Source organism: Sphingomonas phoenicis, from assembly GCF_047238005.1.
Classification (GTDB): Bacteria; Pseudomonadota; Alphaproteobacteria; order Sphingomonadales; family Sphingomonadaceae; genus Sphingomonas.
Genome location: NZ_JBDFMC010000002.1, coordinates 3,430,359 through 3,450,821, shown reverse-complemented (window position 1 = coordinate 3,450,821; position 20,463 = coordinate 3,430,359). Strand labels below are relative to the sequence as shown.

Sequence of the window (20,463 nt, the reverse complement as noted above, 5' to 3'; positions counted from 1 at the left end):
GTTAGCCCTTCCTCTTAGTCGAATGACGCGACCGGATGATCATCTTGTCGGTCGACTTATTGTGACGGGTGCGCGCACCCTTGGTCGGCTTGCCCCACGGGGTGACCGGATGACGGCCGCCCGAGGTCCGGCCTTCACCACCGCCATGCGGATGGTCGACCGGGTTCTTGGCGACGCCGCGGGTCAGCGGACGCTTGCCCATCCAGCGCGAACGGCCGGCCTTGCCCAGGTTCTGGTTCTGGTTGTCCGGGTTCGACACCGCACCCACCGTCGCCATGCACTCGCCATGGATGTAGCGCTGCTCGCCCGAGTTCAGGCGGACGATCACCATGCCGCGATCACGACCAACGACCTGCACGTACGTGCCGGCCGACCGGGCGATCTGACCACCCTTGCCGGGCTTCATCTCCACATTGTGGACGATGGTGCCGACGGGGACCTGGCCCAGCTCCATGGCGTTGCCCGGCTTCACGTCGGTGCGCTTGGCCGCGATCACCTTGTCGCCGACGCCGAGGCGCTGTGGAGCGATGATATAGGCCTGGGCGACCTTGCCGTCGGCATCGGTGCCATAGTTGACCAGCGCGATGAACGCGGTGCGGTTGGGATCATATTCCAGCCGCTCAACCGTGCCCTCGACGTCCCAGTTGCGACGCTTGAAGTCGATGAACCGGTACTTCTGCTTGTGGCCGCCCGCGATGCCGCGGCTGGTCACATGGCCCTTGTTGTTACGGCCACCGGTCTTGTTCTTGCCCTCGACGAGCGCCTTGACCGGCTTGCCCTTCCAGAGCTGCGACTTGTCGACGAGGATCAGGCCGCGGCGGGCCGGGCTCGTCGGATTATATTGCTTGAGTGCCATCTCAGCCCTGCGCCCCCGTGGTCACGTCGATGGACTCGCCGTCCTTCAACGTCACGATCGCCTTCTTCACGTCCGACTTGGTGTAGGGCACGCCCTTCCACTTCTTCGTCTTGCCCTTCTGGACGATCGTGTTGACGCCGGTGACGGTGACGCCGAACAGCGCCTCCACGGCAGCCTTGATCTCGGGCTTGGTCGCCTTGTTGGCGACCTTGAACACGACGGCGTTCTGCTCGGACAGCAGGGTCGCCTTCTCGGTGATGTGCGGCGCGAGGACGACGTCGTAGTGACGGATGTCCACCCCGGCCTTCTGCGGCTTAGCCATTGAAGCGCGCCTCCAGCTGCTCGATCGCGGCGCGGGTCAGCACCAGCGTATCGGCCTTGATGATGTCATAGACGTTCGCGCCGACCGCGGGCAGCACGTCGATCTCGTGCAGGTTGCCGGCCGCGAACGCGAACGAGGTATCCACGGCAGCGCCGTCGATCACCAGCGCGCGCTTGCCGAAGCCCAGCTTCGCCAGATCGCCCTTCAGCGTCCGGGTCTTGCCACCCTCGACCGCTAGGCTGTCCATGACGACCAGCGAGCCCGCCTTGGCGTGGCTCGACAGCGCCATCTTCAGGCCCAGCGCGCGAACCTTCTTGTTCAGCGACGGGTTGAAATCGCGGACGCGGGCGCCGTGCGCCTTACCGCCGCCGATGAACACCGGGGCACGACGATCGCCGTGACGGGCGACACCGCCGCCCTTCTGGCGACCGAGCTTCTTGCCCGAGCGCGCGACGTCCGCACGCTCGCGGGTGCCGCGCGCGGTGGCGCGACGCTTCTCGAGCTGCCAGGTCACCACGCGATGCAGGATGTCGGCGCGCGGATCGAGGCCGAAGACCTCGTCGTTGAGCTCGATGTCCGCGGCGTCGGTGCCGGCAAAGGACTGAACCTTGACCTTCACTGTTTAGCCCTCCTGGCCTTCGGTGGCCTCGGGAGCGGCCGCAGTCTCGGCGGGCGTCTCGGCAGGCGCATTGTTGTTGCTGGCGGCAGCCTTCAGGCTGGCCGGGTACGGCGCGTCGGCGTGGGCCTTGACCTTCACCGCGTCCTTCACGAACAGCCAGCCACCCTTCGATCCGGGCACTGAGCCCTTGACGAAGATCAGGCCACGCTCGGCGTCGGTACCGACGATCTCGAGGTTCTGCTGCGTGCGATACTTGTCGCCCATGTGGCCGGCCATCTTCTTGTTCTTGAAGACGCGACCCGGATCCTGGCGCTGACCGGTCGAACCGAGCGAACGGTGCGAGACCGAAACGCCGTGGGTGGCCCGCAGACCGCCGAAGTTCCAGCGCTTCATGCCGCCGGCAAAGCCCTTGCCCTGCGTCCGGCCCTGGATGTCGACCAGCTGGCCGGCGACGAAATGCTCGGCCGAGATCTCGGCGCCGACGTCGAGGAGATTGTCCTCGGTGACGCGGAATTCGGCCAGCATCGCCTTCGGCTCGACCTCGGCCTTGCCGAAGTGACCGCGCTGCGGCTTGGCGACGTTCTTGGCCTTGGCGACGCCGGCGCCAAGCTGGACGGCGGTGTAGCCGTCGGTATCCATCTCGCGGCGGGAAACGACCTGAAGCCCTTCGAGCTGCAGGACGGTGACCGGCACGTGCCGACCGTCGTCCTGGAACAGGCGGGTCATCCCCATCTTCTTCGCGATCACGCCGGTGCGCATGATCCACACTCCTTGACAGAGGCACGCCCGGACCATTCCGAACGTGCTTGCGGACCGCAGCGGAACCGATGATCCCGTCGCAGCCCATCCAACCCGGAAAATACGATACGTGCCCCGCCCCGGGCTGGTCGTTCTCTAGCCTTCGCTCAAGAACATGGCGGGAGACGCAGACCCGGCGACCAGGGTCGCCAGCGGTATCTCTGAAATGCCGTCGCGCCGCAGGACCGGAGTCGACTGCGACGCGCCGCTGGCCCTTAGGCCAGCTTGATCTCCACGTCAACGCCGGCGGCGAGGTCGAGCTTCATCAGCGCGTCGACCGTCTGCGGCGTCGGCTGAACGATGTCGAGCATGCGCTTGTAGGTGCGGACCTCGAACTGCTCGCGCGACTTCTTGTCGATGTGCGGGCCGCGGTTCACGGTGAACTTCTCGATGCGCGTGGGCAGCGGAATCGGGCCGCGGATGAGCGCGCCCGTACGACGGGCGGTGTCGGCGATGTCGCCGGTCGCCTGATCGAGCACTCGATGATCGAACGCTTTCAGGCGAATGCGGATGTTGCTGTCCATGATCCCTACCGATGCGAATGATGATGGCTCCGGCCGTCACCCCGACTGAGGCCGGGGGCTCGTGCCGCAAGCGTCGCGCCGGCGGGTTGAGATCCCGGCATGAAGCCGGGACGACGGAGAAAGAGCGCAATTGAAACTGGAGGGGCGCCTTTACAGACGCTCCTACAAAAAGGCAACCGCCCGACGCACCTTTCGGCACGCCGGGCGGCTGTTTGCGGTGGGCCGTTGCCGGCCCCGGTCCGCTTACTTCGAGATCGCGCTGACCACGCCGGCGCCGACGGTACGGCCGCCCTCGCGGATCGTGAAGCGCTGGCCCACGTCCATGGCGATCGGTGCGATCAGCTTGATGCCGAGCGCCACGTTGTCGCCGGGCATGACCATCTCGGTGCCCTCAGGCAGCTCGACGGTGCCGGTCACGTCCGTGGTGCGGAAGTAGAACTGCGGGCGGTAGTTGGCGAAGAACGGCGTGTGACGGCCACCCTCTTCCTTCGACAGCACGTAGACTTCCGAGTTGAAGTCGGTGTGCGGCTTGATCGAGCCGGGCTTGCAGAGCACCTGGCCGCGCTCCACGTCGTCGCGGGCGACGCCACGGATCAGCGCGCCGACATTGTCGCCGGCCTGGCCCTGGTCGAGCAGCTTGCGGAACATCTCGACGCCGGTGACGGTGGTCTTGCGGACCTCCGGGTGGATGCCGACGATCTCGACTTCCTCACCGACCTTGACGATGCCGGTCTCGACGCGACCGGTGACGACCGTGCCGCGACCCGAGATCGAGAACACGTCCTCGATCGGCATCATGAACGGCTTGTCGAGCGGACGCTCGGGCTGCGGGATGTAGTCGTCGACCGCCTGCATCAGCTCGGTGACGGCGTCCTTGCCGAACTTGTCGTTCGAACCCGACAGCGCGCAGGTCGCCGAACCCTTGATGATGGGGATGTCGTCGCCCGGAAACTCGTACGAGCTGAGCAGCTCGCGGATTTCCAGCTCGACCAGCTCGAGGATTTCCTCGTCGTCGACCAGATCGACCTTGTTCATGAACACGACCATCGCCGGCACGCCGACCTGACGGGCGAGCAGGATGTGCTCGCGAGTCTGCGGCATCGGGCCGTCGGTGGCCGACACGACCAAGATAGCGCCGTCCATCTGGGCGGCACCGGTGATCATGTTCTTCACGTAATCGGCGTGACCCGGGCAGTCGACGTGCGCGTAGTGGCGGTTCGTCGTCTCGTACTCGACGTGCGCGGTCGAGATCGTGATGCCGCGCTCACGCTCTTCCGGCGCCTTGTCGATGTTGGCGAAATCGACGGCGGTGCCGCCGGTCGTCTCTGCCAGGACCTTGGTGATCGCGGCGGTCAGCGACGTCTTGCCATGGTCGACGTGACCGATGGTGCCGATGTTCAGATGCGGCTTGTTCCGCTCGAATTTTGCCTTTGCCATTTTCCTACCTTCTGATTCGAATTCGGTGCCGCCGGGGCCACGCGAACGCGGCCCAATAACGACTGTTGAAAGGTTGCGCCAGCCCCCGCCCGTCTGCGTCCCTCCGATCGGAAGGGTTTCGCGGGAAAGGCCGACACCGGAGTGAATCCGGTGTCGTCGGACGGGTTCGGCTAGCCGACCCGCCGGCCGGCCTTGGACGTCCCGGGGCCAGGCTGGCCTGGCCCCGTACGCCTCAGGCCATCTTCGCCTTGATCTCGTCGGCGACGTTCGACGGCACCTCGTCATAGTGCGAGAACTGCATCGAGTACTGTGCCCGGCCCTGGGTGAACGAGCGCAGCTGGTTCACGTAGCCGAACATGTTGGCCAGCGGCACCATCGCCTCGACCGTCTGCGCGTTGCCGCGGCTGTCGGTGCCCTGGATCTGACCGCGACGGCTGTTCATGTCGCCGATGACGTCGCCCAGATAATCCTCCGGGGTGACGACCTCGACCTTCATGATCGGCTCGAGCAGCTTGATGCCCGCCTTCTGCGCCGCTTCGCGCATCGCGCCGCGGGCACAGATCTCGAACGCCAGCGCCGACGAGTCGACGTCGTGGTACGCGCCGTCGTACAGGTGGACCTCAAAATCGATGATCGGGAAGCCGATCAGCGACCCCGTCTCGGCGGTTTCGCGCATGCCCTTCTCGACGGAGGGGATGTACTCCTTCGGAATGTTGCCGCCCTTGACCTCGTCGAAGAACTGGAAGCCCGAGCCACGCTCGCCGGGGACGACCGTCAGCTTGACGCGACCGAACTGGCCCGACCCGCCCGACTGCTTCTTGTGGGTGTAGTCGATGTCGACCTTCTTGCCGAGATACTCGCGATAGGCGACCTGCGGGGCGCCCACGTTCGCCTCGACCTTGAACTCGCGCTTCATGCGGTCGACCAGGATCTCGAGGTGGAGCTCGCCCATCCCCTTGATGATGGTCTGGCCGGACTCGGCGTCGGACGACACGCGGAACGACGGATCCTCGCGGGCGAGACGATTGAGCGCGACGCCCATCTTCTCCTGGTCGGCCTTCGTCTTCGGCTCCACCGACAGCTCGATCACCGGCTCGGGGAACTCCATCCGCTCCAGGATGATCGGTGCGTTGATCGCGCAGAGCGTATCACCGGTGGTCGTGTCCTTCAGCCCCGCCAGAGCGACGATGTCGCCGGCATAGGCCACCTGGATGTCCTCGCGGTCGTTCGCATGCATCAGCAGCATTCGGCCGACCTTCTCCTTCTTGTCCTTCACCGAGTTGGTCACCTGCGACGCCGCCTCGAGCTTGCCCGAATAGATGCGCGCAAAGGTCAGCGTACCGACGAAGGGATCGTTCATGATCTTGAATGCCAGCGCCGAGAACGGCGCGGTGTCGTCCGACGGACGCTCGTCCGGAGTCTCGCCGTCGAGCTTCACGCCCTTGATCGCAGGAACGTCGAGCGGGCTCGGCAGATAGTCGACCACGGCGTCGAGCAGGGGCTGCACGCCCTTGTTCTTGAACGCCGATCCGCAGACGACCGGCACGAACGCCATGCTGAGCGTACCCTTGCGGATCAGCTTCTTCAGGTCGGCGACCGACGGCTCGTTGCCCTCGAGATATGCCTCCATCAGGTCGTCGTCCTGCTCGACGGCCATCTCGATCAGGTCGCTGCGATACTTTGCCGCCTTCTCGGCCATGTCGGCCGGGATGTCCTGATACTCGAACTTCGCGCCAAGCGACTCCTCGAGCCAGATGATCGCGCGGTTCTCGACCAGATCGACGAGACCCTTGAAGCCGCCCTCGATGCCGATCGGCAGATACAGCACGGCCGGACGCGCGCCGAGGCGCTCGACGATCGAGTTGACGCAGAAGTAGAAGTCCGCACCCGTCCGGTCGAGCTTGTTGATGAAGCACATCCGCGGCACGCCGTACTTGTCGGCCTGGCGCCACACCGTCTCTGACTGCGGCTCGACGCCGGCGACGCCATCGAAACAGGCGACCGCGCCGTCCAGCACACGCAGCGACCGCTCGACCTCGATGGTGAAGTCGACGTGGCCAGGGGTGTCGATGATGTTGATGCGGTGCTCGGGACCCTTGCCCTCCTCAGCCGACCAGAAGCAGGTCGTCGCGGCCGACGTGATCGTGATCCCGCGCTCCTGCTCCTGCTCCATCCAGTCCATCGTCGCGGTGCCTTCATGCACTTCGCCGATCTTGTAGGACTTGCCGGTGTAGTAGAGGATGCGCTCCGTCGTCGTCGTCTTGCCGGCGTCGATGTGCGCCATGATGCCGATGTTGCGATAGCGATCGAGCGGATGGCTGCGGGCCATGATCGTATTTCCTTAGCGATGTGGGGAGCAGGCACATCGCCGGCTCCCCACGATATAGGTCAGTTTCGAGACACTTCCAAGACTGGCAGCGCCGGCACTACCAGCGGTAGTGCGAGAAGGCGCGGTTCGCCTCGGCCATGCGGTGCGTGTCTTCCCGCTTCTTCACCGCGTTGCCACGGTTGTTGGCGGCGTCCATCAGCTCGCCCGACAGCCGTGCGGCCATCGTGTTCTCGCTGCGGTTGCGCGCCGCGGTGATCAGCCAGCGGATCGCCAGCGCCTGCGCACGCTCCGGACGGACCTCGACGGGAACCTGGTAGGTCGCACCGCCGACGCGGCGCGAACGGACCTCGATGCCCGGCTTGATGTTGTTCAGCGCATCGTGGAACACGCCGATCGGCTCGCGCTTGGCGCGGATCTCGACGGTTTCCAGGGCACCATAGACGATCAGCTCGGCGACGGACTTCTTGCCGTCCAGCATGACCGAATTCATGAACTTCGAGAGAACCTCATCACCGTACTTCGGATCGGGCAGGATGATGCGCTTCTCTGGGCGACGACGACGTGCCATTTCAATTTCCTTCTAAACTTCAGCCGTGAATGACGAAACAGGTTCGTCGGCTTACTTCGGACGCTTGGCGCCGTACTTGGAGCGGGACTGGCGACGATCCTTGACGCCCTGCGTATCGAGCACGCCGCGCAGGACGTGATAGCGAACGCCGGGAAGGTCGCGAACGCGGCCACCGCGGATCAGGACCACCGAGTGCTCCTGCAGGTTGTGGCCCTCGCCGGGGATGTAGCTGATGACTTCGCGCTGGTTGGTCAGGCGGACCTTGGCCACCTTGCGCAGCGCCGAGTTCGGCTTCTTCGGGGTCGTCGTGTAGACGCGGGTGCAGACGCCGCGCTTCTGCGGGTTCTGCTCCATCGCAGGGACCTTGGACTTGGCCTTCTGCGGCTCGCGGCCCTTGCGGACCAGCTGGTTGATCGTGGGCATTGAAGCCTTCACCTTTCAATTGGTTACTTTGCTGGACCCTGTCTCGAATGCAAAAGGAGCCTGTGGGCGCACCATTGACGGCCGCCCGAGGCCCCTGCCATTCCAGCAATGTTCAAGCATGCCCGGGAAGAGCGGTGTCGCCCCGAACGGGCGCGCCTATACGTCGGCACGGCCGCCGGGTCAACGGCCCTGACCCGCGATGTGCCGGCCACGCACATGCCCGCTTGCTCGATCCGGAACATGACGCTAAAGCCCGCCCCCGCACAGGGGTGTAGCTCAGTTGGTTAGAGCGTCGGTCTCCAAAACCGAAGGCCCTCGGTTCGAGTCCGAGCTCCCCTGCCATCCTCCTCCTCATCTCCGGCTTCCTTGCAACCGCCCGGCGTGGCGCGCATGCTCGCAGGCAGAAAGCCTGAACGGGGAATGACGATGACGACCTTGCCGACGGAAATGACGCTGCTCGGATGGTCCGTGGTGCTGCTGATCGTTCAGGTGTTCATCCAGGCGCAGACCTCGACCGCCGATCGCGGTCTGGACTGGAATGCCGGCCCCCGCGACGGGGAGCAGAAGCCGGCCGGTATGGTCGCCGGCCGGGCAGCGCGCGCCCTGTCGAACTTTCAGGAGACCTATCCGGCGTTCGTCGCGCTCGCCCTCGCCCTGACGGTCAGCGGCCGTGGCGGCGGCATCGGCGAAATCGGCGCATGGACCTGGTTCGCCGCGCGCATCGTCTATCTGCCACTCTACCTGCTCGGTGTGCCCTGGCTGCGCAGCGTGGCATGGTTCGTGTCGGTGATCGGCTTGGTGCTGATGCTGATCCGGCTGCTGTAGCCGGCTACGCGCCCGTCCCGCACACGGTGGTGCTGCTGATCGACTGGCTCGGCGCATCGCTCAGCGTCCGGACCAGCGTCTCGAAGCGGTCACCGTCGATCCGGATCTCGTTGAACGCGGGCGGATGGTTGCGCACCCGCTTCGACAGCGTTCCCGCGCCGATCATCCGCACCGTCCAGTCCCCGCGGCTGACCGGCACGTCGAACGGGTCGTGGACATGGCCCGACAGCACGGCATGCGCACCCGCCGCCGCCAGTTCGGTCAGGGCCTCCTCGCCGCGCCAGGTCTTCGCCGTCCCCTTCGTCCCGCCCTCGATCAGCGGGTGATGCGCGGCGACGAAGATCAGATTGCCCTTCGGGGCCGCCGCGATCTGCGCCAGCGCGCGTTTCAGCGACCCTCGGCTGACATGTCCCTTCGACCAGTTCATCCGCCACTGCGCCCGCGCCGTCGTCTTCAGCGGCACGATCGTCACGCCGGTCAGCTCCAGCGGCCGTTCGATCATCCGCTCTATTGCCGCGTAGCGGGTATAGGGTGCGATGAAGCGGCGGATCGGATCCCAGTAATAGGGGATGTCGTGGTTGCCGACCTCCACCGTCACGGGCGCGGCCAGGCTCTTCAGCCACGCGCCCCCTGCCTCGAACTCGCGGGTGCGCGCCCGCATCGTCAGGTCGCCGGTCATGATCACCGCATCCGGCCGCTCCGCCGCGACCCGCTCGGCGAACCAGCTGATCGCCTGCGGATCTTCTTTGCCGAAATGAACGTCGCTGACGTGGAAGAGCTTGGTCATGCCCTGCCCTTCCCCATGCCGGCCATTCCCGTCAAGGCAGGTCCGCCAGCTGCCGCGGCTCGTGCATCGGGCAGCCGTTGAACGTCCCGCGGAAATCGGCCGAGAACTTGTAGGTCTCGTTGCGCGCCCGGTTGACGTTGCCCAGCGGCCGATGCGCCGCCAGCCCGTGCCAGATGTTATAGGACAGCGCGTCGTTGACCTTGTCCGATCCGCCATGCTCCCACGCCGCCTGCGGCTCCACCACCAGCGTCGCGACGGTGACGAAGGGACTGGTCTTCTCATCCCACAATTTGGTCGGATCCTCGACCGGCATCGCATCCAGATCACGATTCAGCTGGACGCGCAGCTCCCACGTGCCGCCCTGGGTGATCAGCACCTCGTTCACCACCTCGCGCAGCGCGTCCGGCCGATCCGTCGTCGACACCGTGTCGCCGGTCAGCTGGGTCAGCGCCGGGCTGACCGGCGCCAGCGAGAATTTCGCGATGTACTCGCCGTAGCGAAAGGCAGTCTGCGAATAATAGGTTTCGCCCAGCGGGTGCACCTGCGGCGCGCCGCCCAGCTGCTGCAAGGTCGCCGATTCCAGCCCCACCGTCTCCAGCGTCGCCTCGACGGCACGCAGCACGCCCGACAACAGCTTCTTGCCGCCCTCCGCCTTGTCGGTCGTCGTGGCCAGCAGCTTCAGGTTCTTGGCGAATGCCTTGGCATCGGGCGCCGTGAAGGCCGGGCCGTTGACCAGGATGAAGTCCTGCGTCACGTCGCCCTCCGATCCCGGCAGCCGCTCGCCCTCCACTCCGATCACCTTCAACGCCAGCCCGCGGGGCAGCGCGATCGAATCGTCCAGCAGGTCGCCGGCATTGGTCGAGATGCGCAGGATCGCCTCGTAGTCGCCGGGCGTCGCGAACATCCCCTGCGCCAGCTCCGGCGGCAGGTCGCCGTGCACGGTCAGCCGACCCTTGGCGATACCGTGCGCCTTGGCATGGACCGACCGCTCGGCATGCCCATAATCCTTCGACGTGGTCTCCAGGATATCCCTGAACGACTCCTTCAGCTGCCCGATCACCTCGCTTTCGTCCGGCTGGATCTTCTCGACGGACGGATCATAGCGGACGGGCTGGGCGGGCATCATCGGTTCTCCTGACGGGTAACCACCTCAACCCACTGGCAAGAAACGCGTTCCGGCTCTGCCGCAACTCGCCCGGAGCATGATGGCACTCGCTAGCGGACCGGCTCGCCGCCCTTGATGACCATCACCGGCTTCTCCAGCACACGCACATCGGCGAGCGGGTTGCCGTCGACCGCGACGATGTCGCCCCAGCGGCCCGGCACGATCGCGCCGACATCGCCTCTCGCCAGTGCCGCCGCCGCATCGACCGTCGCCGACCGGATCGCCGCAATCGGGGTCATGCCCCATTCGACCATCTTGGCGAACTGCAGTGCGTTCTGCCCGGCCGGAAACACCGCGCCGTTGTCGGTGCCGAAGATCATCTTCACCCCGGCGCGGTACGCGTCGCGAAACGTCTCGCGCTGCTTGCGGCCGATCTGCCGCTCCTTCTCCAGCGACTCGGGATGCACCCCGTTCTTCTCGCCCTCGGCCAGGATATAGTCGTCGTCATAGACATCCATGGAGAACCAGGCGCCACGCTCTTTCGCCAGCTTGAACGAGGTGGCGTCGGCCAGGCTCGCATGCTCGATCGTGTCGATCCCGGCGCGGATCGCGTCGTTGATCCCGGCGGTGCCGTGCGCGTGCGCCGCCACCTTCATGCCCAGCATGTGCGCCTCGTCGGCCACCGCCTTCATCTCGTCGATGGACATCTGCTGCGCACCCGGCGCGTCGCGCCGCGACAGGACACCGCCGGTCGCGCAGATCTTGATGACCTCCGCGCCGTATTTCTTCATCGTCCGGACCAGCCGGCGATACCCGTCCGGGCCATCCGCCACGGACGGATTGGGCAATGCCTCGAACCGCGGCGGCAGCCCCTCCGTCCCGTCGCAATGCCCGCCAGTCGATCCCAGCGCATAGCCGGCGGGCACGATCCGCGGTCCGGCGATATAGCCGCCGTCCACCGCCTGCTTCAGCCCGACATCGTTGTAGTCGTCGGACCCGACGTTGCGCACCGTGGTGAACCCCGCCGCCAGCATCGCACGGGCGTTGGCGACGCCCACCGCCTGCCAGAAGCTGTCGGTATAATCGAACCGGCGGTACCCGCTGATCCGCGCATCGGCGTCCAGATGGACGTGCATGTCGATCAGGCCGGGCAGGATGGTTTTGCCGGGCAGGTCGATCCGCTCCGCCCCGTCCGGGATCGTCGGCCGCGCGCCGCCGCGTCCGGCAACCGATACGATGCGGCCGTCGGTGATGACCACGACGGGCTCGTCGACCAGGCGACCCTGCTCCACATCGAGCATCTGCGCGGCGGTGACGACCACCGTCTTCGCGGCCACGGGAGCGGCGGCGAGCATCGCTCCTGCCGCCGTCAGCGCCAACGTCACCCGCATCCCCTGCCCCCTGTTCCTGTCCATGACGCCGGGCTCATCCCGGCATCACCGACGACGCGCTCAGATATGGATGGCCTTGCCGTACGCGCCCAGCACGCTCTCGTGCATCATCTCCGACAGGGTCGGATGCGCGAACACCGTCTGCATCAGCTCCTGCTCGGTCGTCTCCAGCTGGCGCGCGACGACATAGCCCTGGATCAGCTCGGTCACTTCCGCACCCACCATGTGGGCGCCCAGCAACTCGCCGGTCTTGGCGTCGAACACCGTCTTGATGAAGCCTTCCGCCTCGCCCAGCGCGATCGCCTTGCCATTGCCGATGAAGGGGAACTTGCCGACCTTCAGCGTGTACCCGGCCTCCTTGGCCTTCGCCTCGGTCATGCCGACCGACGCGACCTGGGGGCGGGAATAGGTGCAGCCAGGGATGTTGCCCTTGTCCATCGCATGCGGGTGGACGTCCTTGTTGCCCGCCGCCTGCGCGATCGCCTCGACCGCGATCACGCCCTCGTGGCTCGCCTTGTGCGCCAGCCAGGGGGCGCCCGTGACGTCGCCGATCGCCCAGATGCCCTCGACGCTGGTCTTGCCGAAACCATCGGTGGCGATGTGGCCGCGATCGGTCTTCACGCCCAGCGCCTCCAGCCCGATCTCCTCGGTGTTGGGGACGATGCCGATCGCGACGATGACGTGGCTGTACTCGGCCGTCTCGACCTTGCCGTCCTTGCCCTTGATCGCCGCCTTCACCGATGCCGCACCCGGCTCGATCTTCTCGACGCCGGCGCCGGTCAGGATCTTGATCCCCTGCTTGGCCAGCGCCTTGTCCATGAAGGCGGAGACTTCCTCATCCTCGACCGGCAGGATGCGCGGCAGCATCTCGACGATCGTAACGTCGGCGCCCATGTCGTTGTAGAAGCTGGCAAATTCGACCCCGATCGCACCCGATCCGATCACCAGCAGCTTCGTCGGCATCTCGGTCGGCACCATCGCGTGGCGATAGGTCCAGACGCGCTTGCCGTCCGCCTTGGCGAACGGCAGGTCGCGCGCGCGGGCGCCGGTGGCGACGATGATGTTCTTCGCCGCCAGCTCGATCGTCTTGTCGCCCTGCCGGACGCTCACCTTGCCCTTGCCGGTGATCGCGCCGACGCCCTCGTGCACGGTCACCTTGTTCTTCTTCATCAGGCCCTTCACGCCCGCATTCAGCTGCCCCGCCACCTTGCGGCTGCGATCGACCACTTTCTGCAGATCGAAACCCGGCTTCTCGCAGCTGAGCCCATACGACTCGGCGTGCGTCATGTAGTGATAGATCTCCGACGTCCGCAGCAGTGCCTTGGTCGGGATGCACCCCCAGTTCAGGCAGATCCCGCCCAGCCGCTCGCGCTCGACGATCGCAGTCTTCATGCCCAGCTGCGCCGCCCGGATCGCCGCGACATAGCCGCCGGGCCCGGAACCCAGGATGATGAGGTCGTATTGGTCAGCCACGTATCGGCTCCTTATGCGTCGGATGGGGAAAGCGGCGGAACCCGCCGGGGCTGGCGGTCCTCGCCGATCGCCACGAAGGTGAATTTGGCCTCTGTCACTTTGTACGACCGGTCGTCGTGGCGCGCGCGGCGCCAGCTCTCGACGTCGATGGTCATCGACGTCCGGCCGACCTTGGTCAGCCGCGCATAGACGGACACCTCGTCGCCGACCACCACGGGTCGGTGGAAGCTCATCCCCTCCACCGCGATCGTCACCGCACGGCCATGGCTGTGGCGCGACGCGACCGAGCCGGCGGCCGAGTCCATCATGCTCATCAGCCAGCCGCCGAAGATGTCGCCGTACGGATTGGTGTCCGCCGGCATCGCGATCACGCGCACCGCCGGCAGACCCTCGGGCGGCATCTCGTCGGGATGGACCATCGCCCGCGCGGTCAGGCGAGCATGCCCAGCGGCCGCTCGACCAGCTCCTTGAAGATCTTCATCAGCTCGGCCCCGTCCGCGCCATCGATCGCACGATGGTCGAAACTGCCGGTCGCCGACATCACCGTCGCGACGCCCAGCTCGCCATCGACGATGTACGGCCGCTTCTCGCCCGCGCCGATCGCCAGGATCATGCCCTGCGGCGGGTTGATGACCGCCTCGAACTGCTTGATGCCGAACATGCCCATGTTGCTGATCGATGCCGTACCGCCCTGGAATTCCTCAGGCCGAAGCTTGTTGTCGCGGGCGCGGCCGGCCAGGTCCTTCACCTCGGTCGAGATGACCGACAGCGACTTGGTGTCCGCCTCCTTCACGATCGGCGTGATCAGGCCCGACGGCGTCGATACGGCCACCGAGATGTCGGCCCGCTTGAAGCTGATCAGCTGGTCGGGCGTGAACATCACGTTGCACTTGGGCACCGCGATCAGCGACACCGCCAGTGCCTTCACCAGCATGTCGTTGACCGACAGCTTGACGCCGCGGCTCTCCAGCGAGTGGTTCAGCTCGCCACGCAGCTTCAGCAGCGCGTCCAGGCGCACGTCCACCGTCAGGTAGATGTGCGGCACCGTCTGCTTCGATTCGGTCAGGCGGCGCGCGATCGTCTTGCGCATGTTCGACAGCTTGGTCGCCTCATGCGGAATGTCGGGCACTGCCGCGGGCTTCGCGGCGGGGGCGGGAGCGGCGGCCCCGGCGGGGGCGGCATCGCCGGCGGCAGCCCGGGGAGCGGCGGCGCCCGGCTTGGCTCCCTCGACATCGGCCTTCACGATACGGCCGTTGGGACCGGAGCCCGACACGCTCGACAGCTCGACGCCCTTCTCGGCGGCGATACGGCGCGCCAGCGGGCTCGCCTTCACGCGGTCGCCCGATCCGGCCGCCGGCTTGGCGGCGGGAGTGGTCGACGCTGCGGTCGAGGCGGCGGGGCCGGCATCGGCGGGACGGCCATGGTCCTCGGCCTGATCCTCGGTCCGGGCGCCGCCCTCGGCCTCGTTGCCCTTCTTGTTGGGATCGGTCGGGTCGGGCGAGCCCCTGAACTGCGGATCGGCGGGCTGCGGCGTCTCCGCCTTGGCGGCGGGCGCGCTGCCGACCGACGCGGCGTCCTCGCCCTCCTCGGCCAGGATCGCGATGACCGTGCCGACCTTCACATTGTCGGTCCCCTCGGCGACCGCGATCTTCGCGACCACGCCCTCGTCGACCGCCTCGAACTCCATCGTCGCCTTGTCGGTCTCGATCTCGGCCATGATGTCGCCGGACTTGACGCTGTCACCTTCCTTCACCAGCCACTTGGCCAGCGTGCCCTCCTCCATGGTCGGGGAGAGCGCGGGCATCTTGATCTCGATCGACATGAATGTCCTCAGGCGTTCCGTAAGGGCATGCTCCTTCGCCCCGCGACGCGCGTCGGTCAACCCCGCCGCTCGCCCCTGCCGCTTGCGCCCCGTCGCGATGACCGGCACATCGGGGGGCCAGCGGGGCATCGAAGGGGGCGGCCATGCGCATCTATCTCGTCGTGATCGACGACAGTCCGGAGGCGGAGATCGCGTTGCGCTTCGCCGCGCGCCGGGCGGTGAAGACGGGCGGCGGGGTGGAGATCCTCAACCTGCTACCGCCGCAGGAATTCATCGCGTTTGGCGGCGTCCAAGCGACGATCGAGGAAGAGGCGCTCCAGCAGGCGCAGGGCATCGTCGCGACGGCGGCGGGCGCCCTGTTCGCGGAATCGGGCATCACCCCCGCGATCACGGTGCGCGGCGGCGACGGACCGAAAGTGGTGCGGGAGACGATCGCCGCCAACCCCGACATCGCCGCCCTGGTGCTGGGCGCAGCGGCAAGCGGCGCCCCGGGCGCGCTGGTGACGCATTTCACGGGCGCCGATGCGGGTACGCTGACCGTGCCGATCATGATCGTGCCGGGGTCGCTCAACGCGGAACAGATCGACCGGCTCAGCTGAACCGGCGCGGCCTTACCGCGTCAGCCGGCGGATGAACCCGATCAGCCCCGTCTGCCGCGAGCGGCGCAGGCGCTCGGCCGCCAGAATCGTCTTCACGCCGCGGAAGCACGCCTCGACATCGTCGTTGACCAAGACATAATCGTAGCCGTCCCAGTGGCTTACCTCATTGGTCGCCCGCGCCATACGAGCATCGATCACCGCCGCCGCATCGGTGGCCCGCCGCTCCAGCCGGGCGCGCAACTCGGTCATCGATGGCGGAAAGATGAATACGCGGACGACGTCGCCGCCCGCGATCTGGAACAGCTGCTGCGCACCCTGCCAGTCGATGTCGAACAGCACGTCCTTGCCCGCGGCCAGCAATTCCTCGACCTGCGCGCGCGGCGTGCCGTAACGGTTGTCGAAGACGTGCGCCCATTCCAGGAACTCGTCCGCGGCCGCCATGCGCCGGAACTCTTCCAGATCGACGAAGTGGTAATCGCGTCCGTCGACTTCGCCCTCCCGGGCCGCGCGCGTGGTCGCCGACACCGACATCGCCAGTTCGGGATCGTCGGCCAGCAACATCCGGGCGATCGTGGATTTGCCCGCGCCCGACGGCGATGACAGGACGAACAGAACGCCGCGACGCTTCAGGCCGTGCGGATCGGTCGATGGATGATGCGCCATGCCCGCCTTTGGCCGTCCGCACCGGCGGGCGTCAAGCCGCGCCGGGCGAATCGTTCGGCCAGAAGCCGCGCCGCCGCTTCAAACGACGGGCGGTGCCTGCCGGCCGGCGCGCCGGCGATCGTACGCCTTTTTCGCCACATAGCCGCCGCCCAGCATCATGCCGAGCGGACCCAGCCGCCGCAGCCCGCCGCCGACCAGCGCGCCGAGCGCCGCGCCCTTCAGTCCGCCCGATCCATCGCGGCGGTCCATCTCGCGGCCCACCAGTGCGCCGATAATCTTCCCGATCATTCAACTTCTCCGAATACGGTGTCCTTCAGTTCGGCCGCGCCCTTCAGCACGGCCCAACCCACTGCATAGGTGACGGCCAGTGGCACGACGAACTTCAGGACGTTGGCGGCGATCGCCCCCTTGATGACGCCGTCGCCGACGCCGTCGTCCCCGCCCATGCTGTCGATCAGGCCGCCGATCAGGCCGCCCACAGTCGTTGCACTCACGTCGCGATCTCCTTCGCCGGGCATAGCGCCGCAACCGCGGCGAAGTTCCGGCTCACCGGCCCACCATCGTCTCCGGCCGGACGAGCCGGTCGAACGTCGCCTCGTCGACCGATCCCAGCGCCAGTGCCGCTTCCCTCAGCGTCAGCCCTTCGGCATGCGCACGCTTGGCGATCCGCGCCGCCTCGTCGTACCCGATCTCGGGCGCCAGCGCGGTGACCAGCATCAGCGACCGGTCGACCAGCTCGGCGATCCGCCCGCGGTCGGCGGTCATCCCGTCCGCCGTCCGCCCGGCGAAGCTCGCCATCCCGGTCGCCAGCAGGTCGATGGAGCGGAGCACGTTGGCGCCGATCAGCGGCTTGAACACGTTCAGTTCCAGATGACCCTGCAACCCGCCGACGGTCACCGCGACATTGTTGCCCATCACCTGCGCCGCGACCATGGTCAGCATCTCGCACTGCGTCGGGTTGACCTTGCCGGGCATGATCGAACTGCCCGGCTCGTTGGCGGGCAGCTGCAGTTCGCCCAGTCCGGACCGCGGTCCCGATCCCAACAACCGGATGTCGTTGGCGATCTTGGTCAGCGCCACCGCCAGCACGTTCAGCGCCCCGTGCAGGTCGACCAGTCCGTCGTTCGATGCCAGCGCCTCGAACTTGTTGGTCGCCGACACGAAGGGGCATCCGGTCAGTGCCGCGATCTCACCCGCGATCTCGTCGGCAAAGCCCTCCGGCGCGTTCAGTCCGGTGCCCACGGCGGTGCCGCCCTGGGCCAGTGTCATCACGTTGCGGCCCAGCGCTCCCGCGATCCGGTCGCGCGCATTGGCCAGTTGCGCGACATAGCCGGAGAATTCCTGCCCCAGCGTCAGCGGCGTCGCATCCTGCAAATGAGTGCGCCCGATCTTGACCAGATCGTCCCACTCCCGCGCCTTCACCGCCAGCGCATCGTGGAGCCTGTCGAGCGCGGGATAAAGCGTCCGCTCGACGGCCAGCGCCGCCGCGACGTGCAGCGCGGTCGGAAAGCTGTCGTTCGACGACTGGCCGCGATTGACGTCGTCGTTCGGATGGACCGGCACCTTGCCGCCGCGCGTGCCGGCCAGCGCCTCGTTGGCGATCCCGGCGATCACCTCGTTGGCATTCATGTTGCTCTGCGTGCCGCTGCCGGTCTGCCAGATGACGAGCGGGAACTGGTCGTCGAACTCGCCCGCCGCGATCCGCGCCGCCGCCGTCTCGATCGCCGCCGCCTTGCCTGCGTCGAGTCCGTGGCGGCGGTTCACCCGTGCTGCGGCCTGCTTCACGATGGCCAGGGCATGCAGGATGCCGATCGGCATCCGCTCCTGACTGCCGAACGGGAAATTCTCGATCGATCGCTGCGTCTGCGCGCCCCAATAGGCGCCGGCATCTACCTCGATCGCGCCGATCGAGTCGGTTTCGGTACGGGTCGTCATGCCCGCATCAACCCCGTACCCCGCTCAGTCGATCCGCTTCGCCAGGAAGAACCGCGATTCGCCGGGCGGGAAATCGTCGATCCGGCCGACCACGCCATAACCCAGCTTCTCGTAGAAGCCGCGTGCCTGGAAGCTGAACGTGTCGAGCCAGACGCCGATGCAGCCCAGCCGCCGCGCCTCCTCCTCGGCCGCCAGCATCAGCGCGCGCCCATATCCCTGCCCCTTCATCGCCGGCGGCACGGCGAGGTACTGGACGAACAGCCAGCGGAACCCGCTCAACCCCCACAGCCCGCCTGCGATGGCGCCGGCATCGTCGCGCAATACGAGGGCCACGGTATGCCGCTCGGTCGGGCCGACCATCGCTTCGTTGTGCGCGACCAGCGGCCGGAGGATCGCCTCGCGAACGCTGTCGTCCGGGGCGGGAATCAGCTCGGGTGTCATCGGCCGAGCGTAAGCCGAACGAGCCTGTATTTCACCTCATGACTCCTCCCCTTTAATACGGGATCGTCGTAGCCCCTGATCCGTCATCCCGGACTTGATCCGGGATGCTGCTGTTCCGCCGATGACAGGCGAAGAAGGGGAACCCCGGCTCAACACCGGTGAGACGTCAGGATAGTTCGCAACGACCCCCTGAAAGACTGCGACCGGGGGTGGGGCATCAGCAAAAGCGATCCGTTCGGGGATGCGCACCGCTCCAGCCCCTCTCCCACAGAGGGAAGGCAAAAGCCTTGTCATTGGAGCATGACGTCGGTCGCGGCGGCGCCGCGCCGGCCGGCGGTTCGCGTCGCCTTGCAGCTTTGCTGCGCGGCTCGCTGCCTACTTCTTCCGCTTGAAATCCACGCTGACGACGTTCGACCCGTCCTCGACCGGCTGGGCCAGCGGGCCGTCGTTCTCGGCCTCGTCATGCACCTCGGGCCCGTCGTTCAGGTCCTCCTGCGCCTGGAACCGCAGCTCGAAATTAACCGCCGGGTCGTGGAACCCGGTGATCGCCGAATAGGGAACGACCAGCTTGGACGGCACCTGGCTGAAGCTCAGGCCGACCGAGAACCGCTCCTCGTCGACCAGCAGGTCCCAGTAACGGTTCTGGAGGACGATCGTCATCTCGTCCGGAAACCGCTCGATCAGTCGCTGCGGAATGTCGACGCCGGCCGCCTGGGTCTTGAACGTGATGTAGAAATGATGCTCGCCGGGCAGCCCCCCGGCTTCCGCCACCTGGCCGAGCACGCGCCCCACCACGGCGCGCAGCGCCTCCTGCACGATCTCGTCGTACGGTATCAGACTGTCGGGCAGGCCATCGCTCATCCGCCATGGGTAGGCGGTCCCGACGGGGAGCGTCAAGATTGACGATTGCACGCCCGAAGATTGCACCGGGCGCCGCCTTCGCTATGGACCGCAGCCATGCGCACCGCCACCATCGCCCGCGATACCAGCGAGACGAAGATCGCCGTCACCGTCAATCTCGACGGTACCGGCGTCTATGACGTTGAAACCGGGGTCGGCTTTTTCGACCACATGCTCGAACAGCTGTCGCGCCACTCGCTGATCGACCTGCACGTCCGCACCGTCGGCGACCTCCATATCGACCAGCATCATACGGTCGAGGATACCGGCATCGCGATCGGCGAGGCGGTGGCGAAGGCGCTGGGCGACAAGCGCGGCATCCGCCGCTACGGCGACGCCCTGTCGCCGATGGACGAGACGCTGACCCGCGTCGCGCTCGACATCTCCGGCCGCCCGTGGCTGGTCTGGAAGACGCAGTTCTCGCAGAAGCGGCTGGGCGAGATGGATACCGAAATGTTCCAGCACTGGTTCCACAGCTTCGCGCAGGCGGCCGGCATCACCCTCCATGTCGAGACGCTTCACGGCGAGAACAACCACCACATCGCGGAAAGCGCGTTCAAGGGCCTCGCCCGTGCTCTGCGCACCGCGATCGAGATCGACCCGCGCAAGGCCGACGCGATCCCGTCGACCAAGGGCGTGCTGTGAC

24 protein-coding genes and 1 tRNA gene are annotated in these 20,463 nt (G+C 66.8%); 4 read left to right on the top strand and 21 right to left on the bottom strand.

The genetic code is table 11. The features are described from left to right. Nucleotide 1: 1 nt before the first annotated feature. The 9 genes from rplB to rpsL form a co-directional block, all read right to left on the bottom strand. A complete protein-coding gene (rplB, locus tag ABC319_RS17285; RefSeq protein WP_413071411.1) occupies nt 2-856 on the bottom strand; it encodes a 50S ribosomal protein L2 in 855 nt (284 codons plus the stop codon). A gap of 1 nt (nt 857) precedes the next feature. Then, nucleotides 858-1,178, bottom strand: a complete 321-nt coding sequence (locus ABC319_RS17280; protein ID WP_413071410.1) for a 50S ribosomal protein L23 — start codon at nt 1,176-1,178, stop codon at nt 858-860. Then, complete coding sequence (gene rplD, locus ABC319_RS17275) at nt 1,171-1,797, bottom strand: 50S ribosomal protein L4 (RefSeq protein ID WP_413071409.1); 627 nt, start codon at nt 1,795-1,797, stop codon at nt 1,171-1,173. The genes ABC319_RS17280 and rplD overlap by 8 nt, the downstream gene beginning before the upstream one ends. A gap of 3 nt (nt 1,798-1,800) precedes the next feature. Continuing rightward, the gene (gene rplC, locus ABC319_RS17270; protein WP_413071408.1) at nt 1,801-2,556 is read right to left on the bottom strand and encodes a 50S ribosomal protein L3; all 756 of its coding nucleotides are present in this window, start codon (nt 2,554-2,556) and stop codon (nt 1,801-1,803) included. Nucleotides 2,557-2,810: 254 nt separating this feature from the next. Further along, nucleotides 2,811-3,119 carry a 30S ribosomal protein S10 gene (rpsJ, locus tag ABC319_RS17265; RefSeq protein WP_007406109.1) on the bottom strand — a complete coding sequence of 103 codons (309 nt, stop codon included), beginning with the start codon at nt 3,117-3,119 and terminating at the stop codon, nt 2,811-2,813. 243 nt (nt 3,120-3,362) lie between these two features. Next, nucleotides 3,363-4,556, bottom strand: a complete 1,194-nt coding sequence (tuf, locus tag ABC319_RS17260) for an elongation factor Tu (RefSeq protein WP_413071407.1) — start codon at nt 4,554-4,556, stop codon at nt 3,363-3,365. A 232-nt stretch (nt 4,557-4,788) separates the two neighbouring features. Further along, nucleotides 4,789-6,885 (bottom strand): elongation factor G, encoded by a 2,097-nt coding sequence (gene fusA, locus ABC319_RS17255; protein WP_413071406.1) that lies wholly within the window; start codon nt 6,883-6,885, stop codon nt 4,789-4,791. A gap of 97 nt (nt 6,886-6,982) precedes the next feature. After that, complete coding sequence (rpsG, locus tag ABC319_RS17250) at nt 6,983-7,453, bottom strand: 30S ribosomal protein S7 (RefSeq protein WP_413071405.1); 471 nt, start codon at nt 7,451-7,453, stop codon at nt 6,983-6,985. 51 nt (nt 7,454-7,504) lie between these two features. Continuing rightward, nucleotides 7,505-7,876, bottom strand: a complete 372-nt coding sequence (gene rpsL, locus ABC319_RS17245) for a 30S ribosomal protein S12 (RefSeq protein ID WP_029936467.1) — start codon at nt 7,874-7,876, stop codon at nt 7,505-7,507. 265 nt (nt 7,877-8,141) lie between these two features. Between rpsL and ABC319_RS17240 the strand changes: the two genes are divergently transcribed. Then, nucleotides 8,142-8,218: transfer RNA gene (locus tag ABC319_RS17240), tRNA-Trp, on the top strand. A gap of 84 nt (nt 8,219-8,302) precedes the next feature. Beyond that, entirely contained in the window at nt 8,303-8,701 is a 399-nt protein-coding gene (locus ABC319_RS17235) for an MAPEG family protein (RefSeq protein WP_413071404.1), read from the top strand. Between the two features lie 4 nt (nt 8,702-8,705). Here ABC319_RS17235 and ABC319_RS17230 read toward each other — a convergent pair whose 3' ends face one another. The 6 genes from ABC319_RS17230 to ABC319_RS17205 form a co-directional block, all read right to left on the bottom strand. After that, nucleotides 8,706-9,488, bottom strand: coding sequence for a metallophosphoesterase family protein (locus ABC319_RS17230; RefSeq protein ID WP_413071403.1), 783 nt, complete (start codon nt 9,486-9,488; stop codon nt 8,706-8,708). A 31-nt stretch (nt 9,489-9,519) separates the two neighbouring features. Continuing rightward, a complete protein-coding gene (locus ABC319_RS17225) occupies nt 9,520-10,611 on the bottom strand; it encodes a catalase family protein (RefSeq protein WP_413071741.1) in 1,092 nt (363 codons plus the stop codon). A gap of 92 nt (nt 10,612-10,703) precedes the next feature. Further along, a complete protein-coding gene (locus ABC319_RS17220; RefSeq protein ID WP_413071402.1) occupies nt 10,704-12,008 on the bottom strand; it encodes a Xaa-Pro dipeptidase in 1,305 nt (434 codons plus the stop codon). A gap of 36 nt (nt 12,009-12,044) precedes the next feature. Next, complete coding sequence (gene lpdA, locus ABC319_RS17215) at nt 12,045-13,457, bottom strand: dihydrolipoyl dehydrogenase (RefSeq protein ID WP_413071401.1); 1,413 nt, start codon at nt 13,455-13,457, stop codon at nt 12,045-12,047. 11 nt (nt 13,458-13,468) lie between these two features. Further along, complete coding sequence (locus ABC319_RS17210; protein WP_413071400.1) at nt 13,469-13,876, bottom strand: acyl-CoA thioesterase; 408 nt, start codon at nt 13,874-13,876, stop codon at nt 13,469-13,471. An 11-nt stretch (nt 13,877-13,887) separates the two neighbouring features. Beyond that, entirely contained in the window at nt 13,888-15,279 is a 1,392-nt protein-coding gene (locus ABC319_RS17205; RefSeq protein WP_413071740.1) for a pyruvate dehydrogenase complex dihydrolipoamide acetyltransferase, read from the bottom strand. A 143-nt stretch (nt 15,280-15,422) separates the two neighbouring features. Between ABC319_RS17205 and ABC319_RS17200 the strand changes: the two genes are divergently transcribed. After that, nucleotides 15,423-15,878, top strand: a complete 456-nt coding sequence (locus ABC319_RS17200; RefSeq protein ID WP_413071399.1) for a universal stress protein — start codon at nt 15,423-15,425, stop codon at nt 15,876-15,878. 12 nt (nt 15,879-15,890) lie between these two features. Here ABC319_RS17200 and gmk read toward each other — a convergent pair whose 3' ends face one another. From gmk to ABC319_RS17170, 6 genes are all read right to left on the bottom strand, one after another. Continuing rightward, nucleotides 15,891-16,541, bottom strand: a complete 651-nt coding sequence (gene gmk / locus ABC319_RS17195) for a guanylate kinase (protein WP_413071398.1) — start codon at nt 16,539-16,541, stop codon at nt 15,891-15,893. Between the two features lie 78 nt (nt 16,542-16,619). Beyond that, entirely contained in the window at nt 16,620-16,829 is a 210-nt protein-coding gene (locus ABC319_RS17190) for a hypothetical protein (RefSeq protein ID WP_413071397.1), read from the bottom strand. Next, nucleotides 16,826-17,035: a hypothetical protein gene (locus tag ABC319_RS17185; RefSeq protein WP_413071396.1), complete on the bottom strand. Its 210-nt coding sequence runs from the start codon at nt 17,033-17,035 to the stop codon at nt 16,826-16,828. Before ABC319_RS17185 ends, ABC319_RS17190 begins: the two co-directional genes overlap by 4 nt. A 52-nt stretch (nt 17,036-17,087) precedes the next feature. Then, complete coding sequence (fumC, locus tag ABC319_RS17180) at nt 17,088-18,476, bottom strand: class II fumarate hydratase (protein ID WP_413071395.1); 1,389 nt, start codon at nt 18,474-18,476, stop codon at nt 17,088-17,090. A gap of 24 nt (nt 18,477-18,500) precedes the next feature. After that, nucleotides 18,501-18,917, bottom strand: coding sequence for a GNAT family N-acetyltransferase (locus tag ABC319_RS17175; protein WP_413071394.1), 417 nt, complete (start codon nt 18,915-18,917; stop codon nt 18,501-18,503). Nucleotides 18,918-19,292: 375 nt separating this feature from the next. After that, a complete protein-coding gene (locus tag ABC319_RS17170; RefSeq protein WP_413071393.1) occupies nt 19,293-19,778 on the bottom strand; it encodes an SspB family protein in 486 nt (161 codons plus the stop codon). Between the two features lie 96 nt (nt 19,779-19,874). Here ABC319_RS17170 and hisB point away from each other — a divergent pair, with 96 nt between their 5' ends. After that, nucleotides 19,875-20,462, top strand: coding sequence for an imidazoleglycerol-phosphate dehydratase HisB (hisB, locus tag ABC319_RS17165; RefSeq protein ID WP_413071392.1), 588 nt, complete (start codon nt 19,875-19,877; stop codon nt 20,460-20,462). Nucleotide 20,463: the final 1 nt, after the last annotated feature.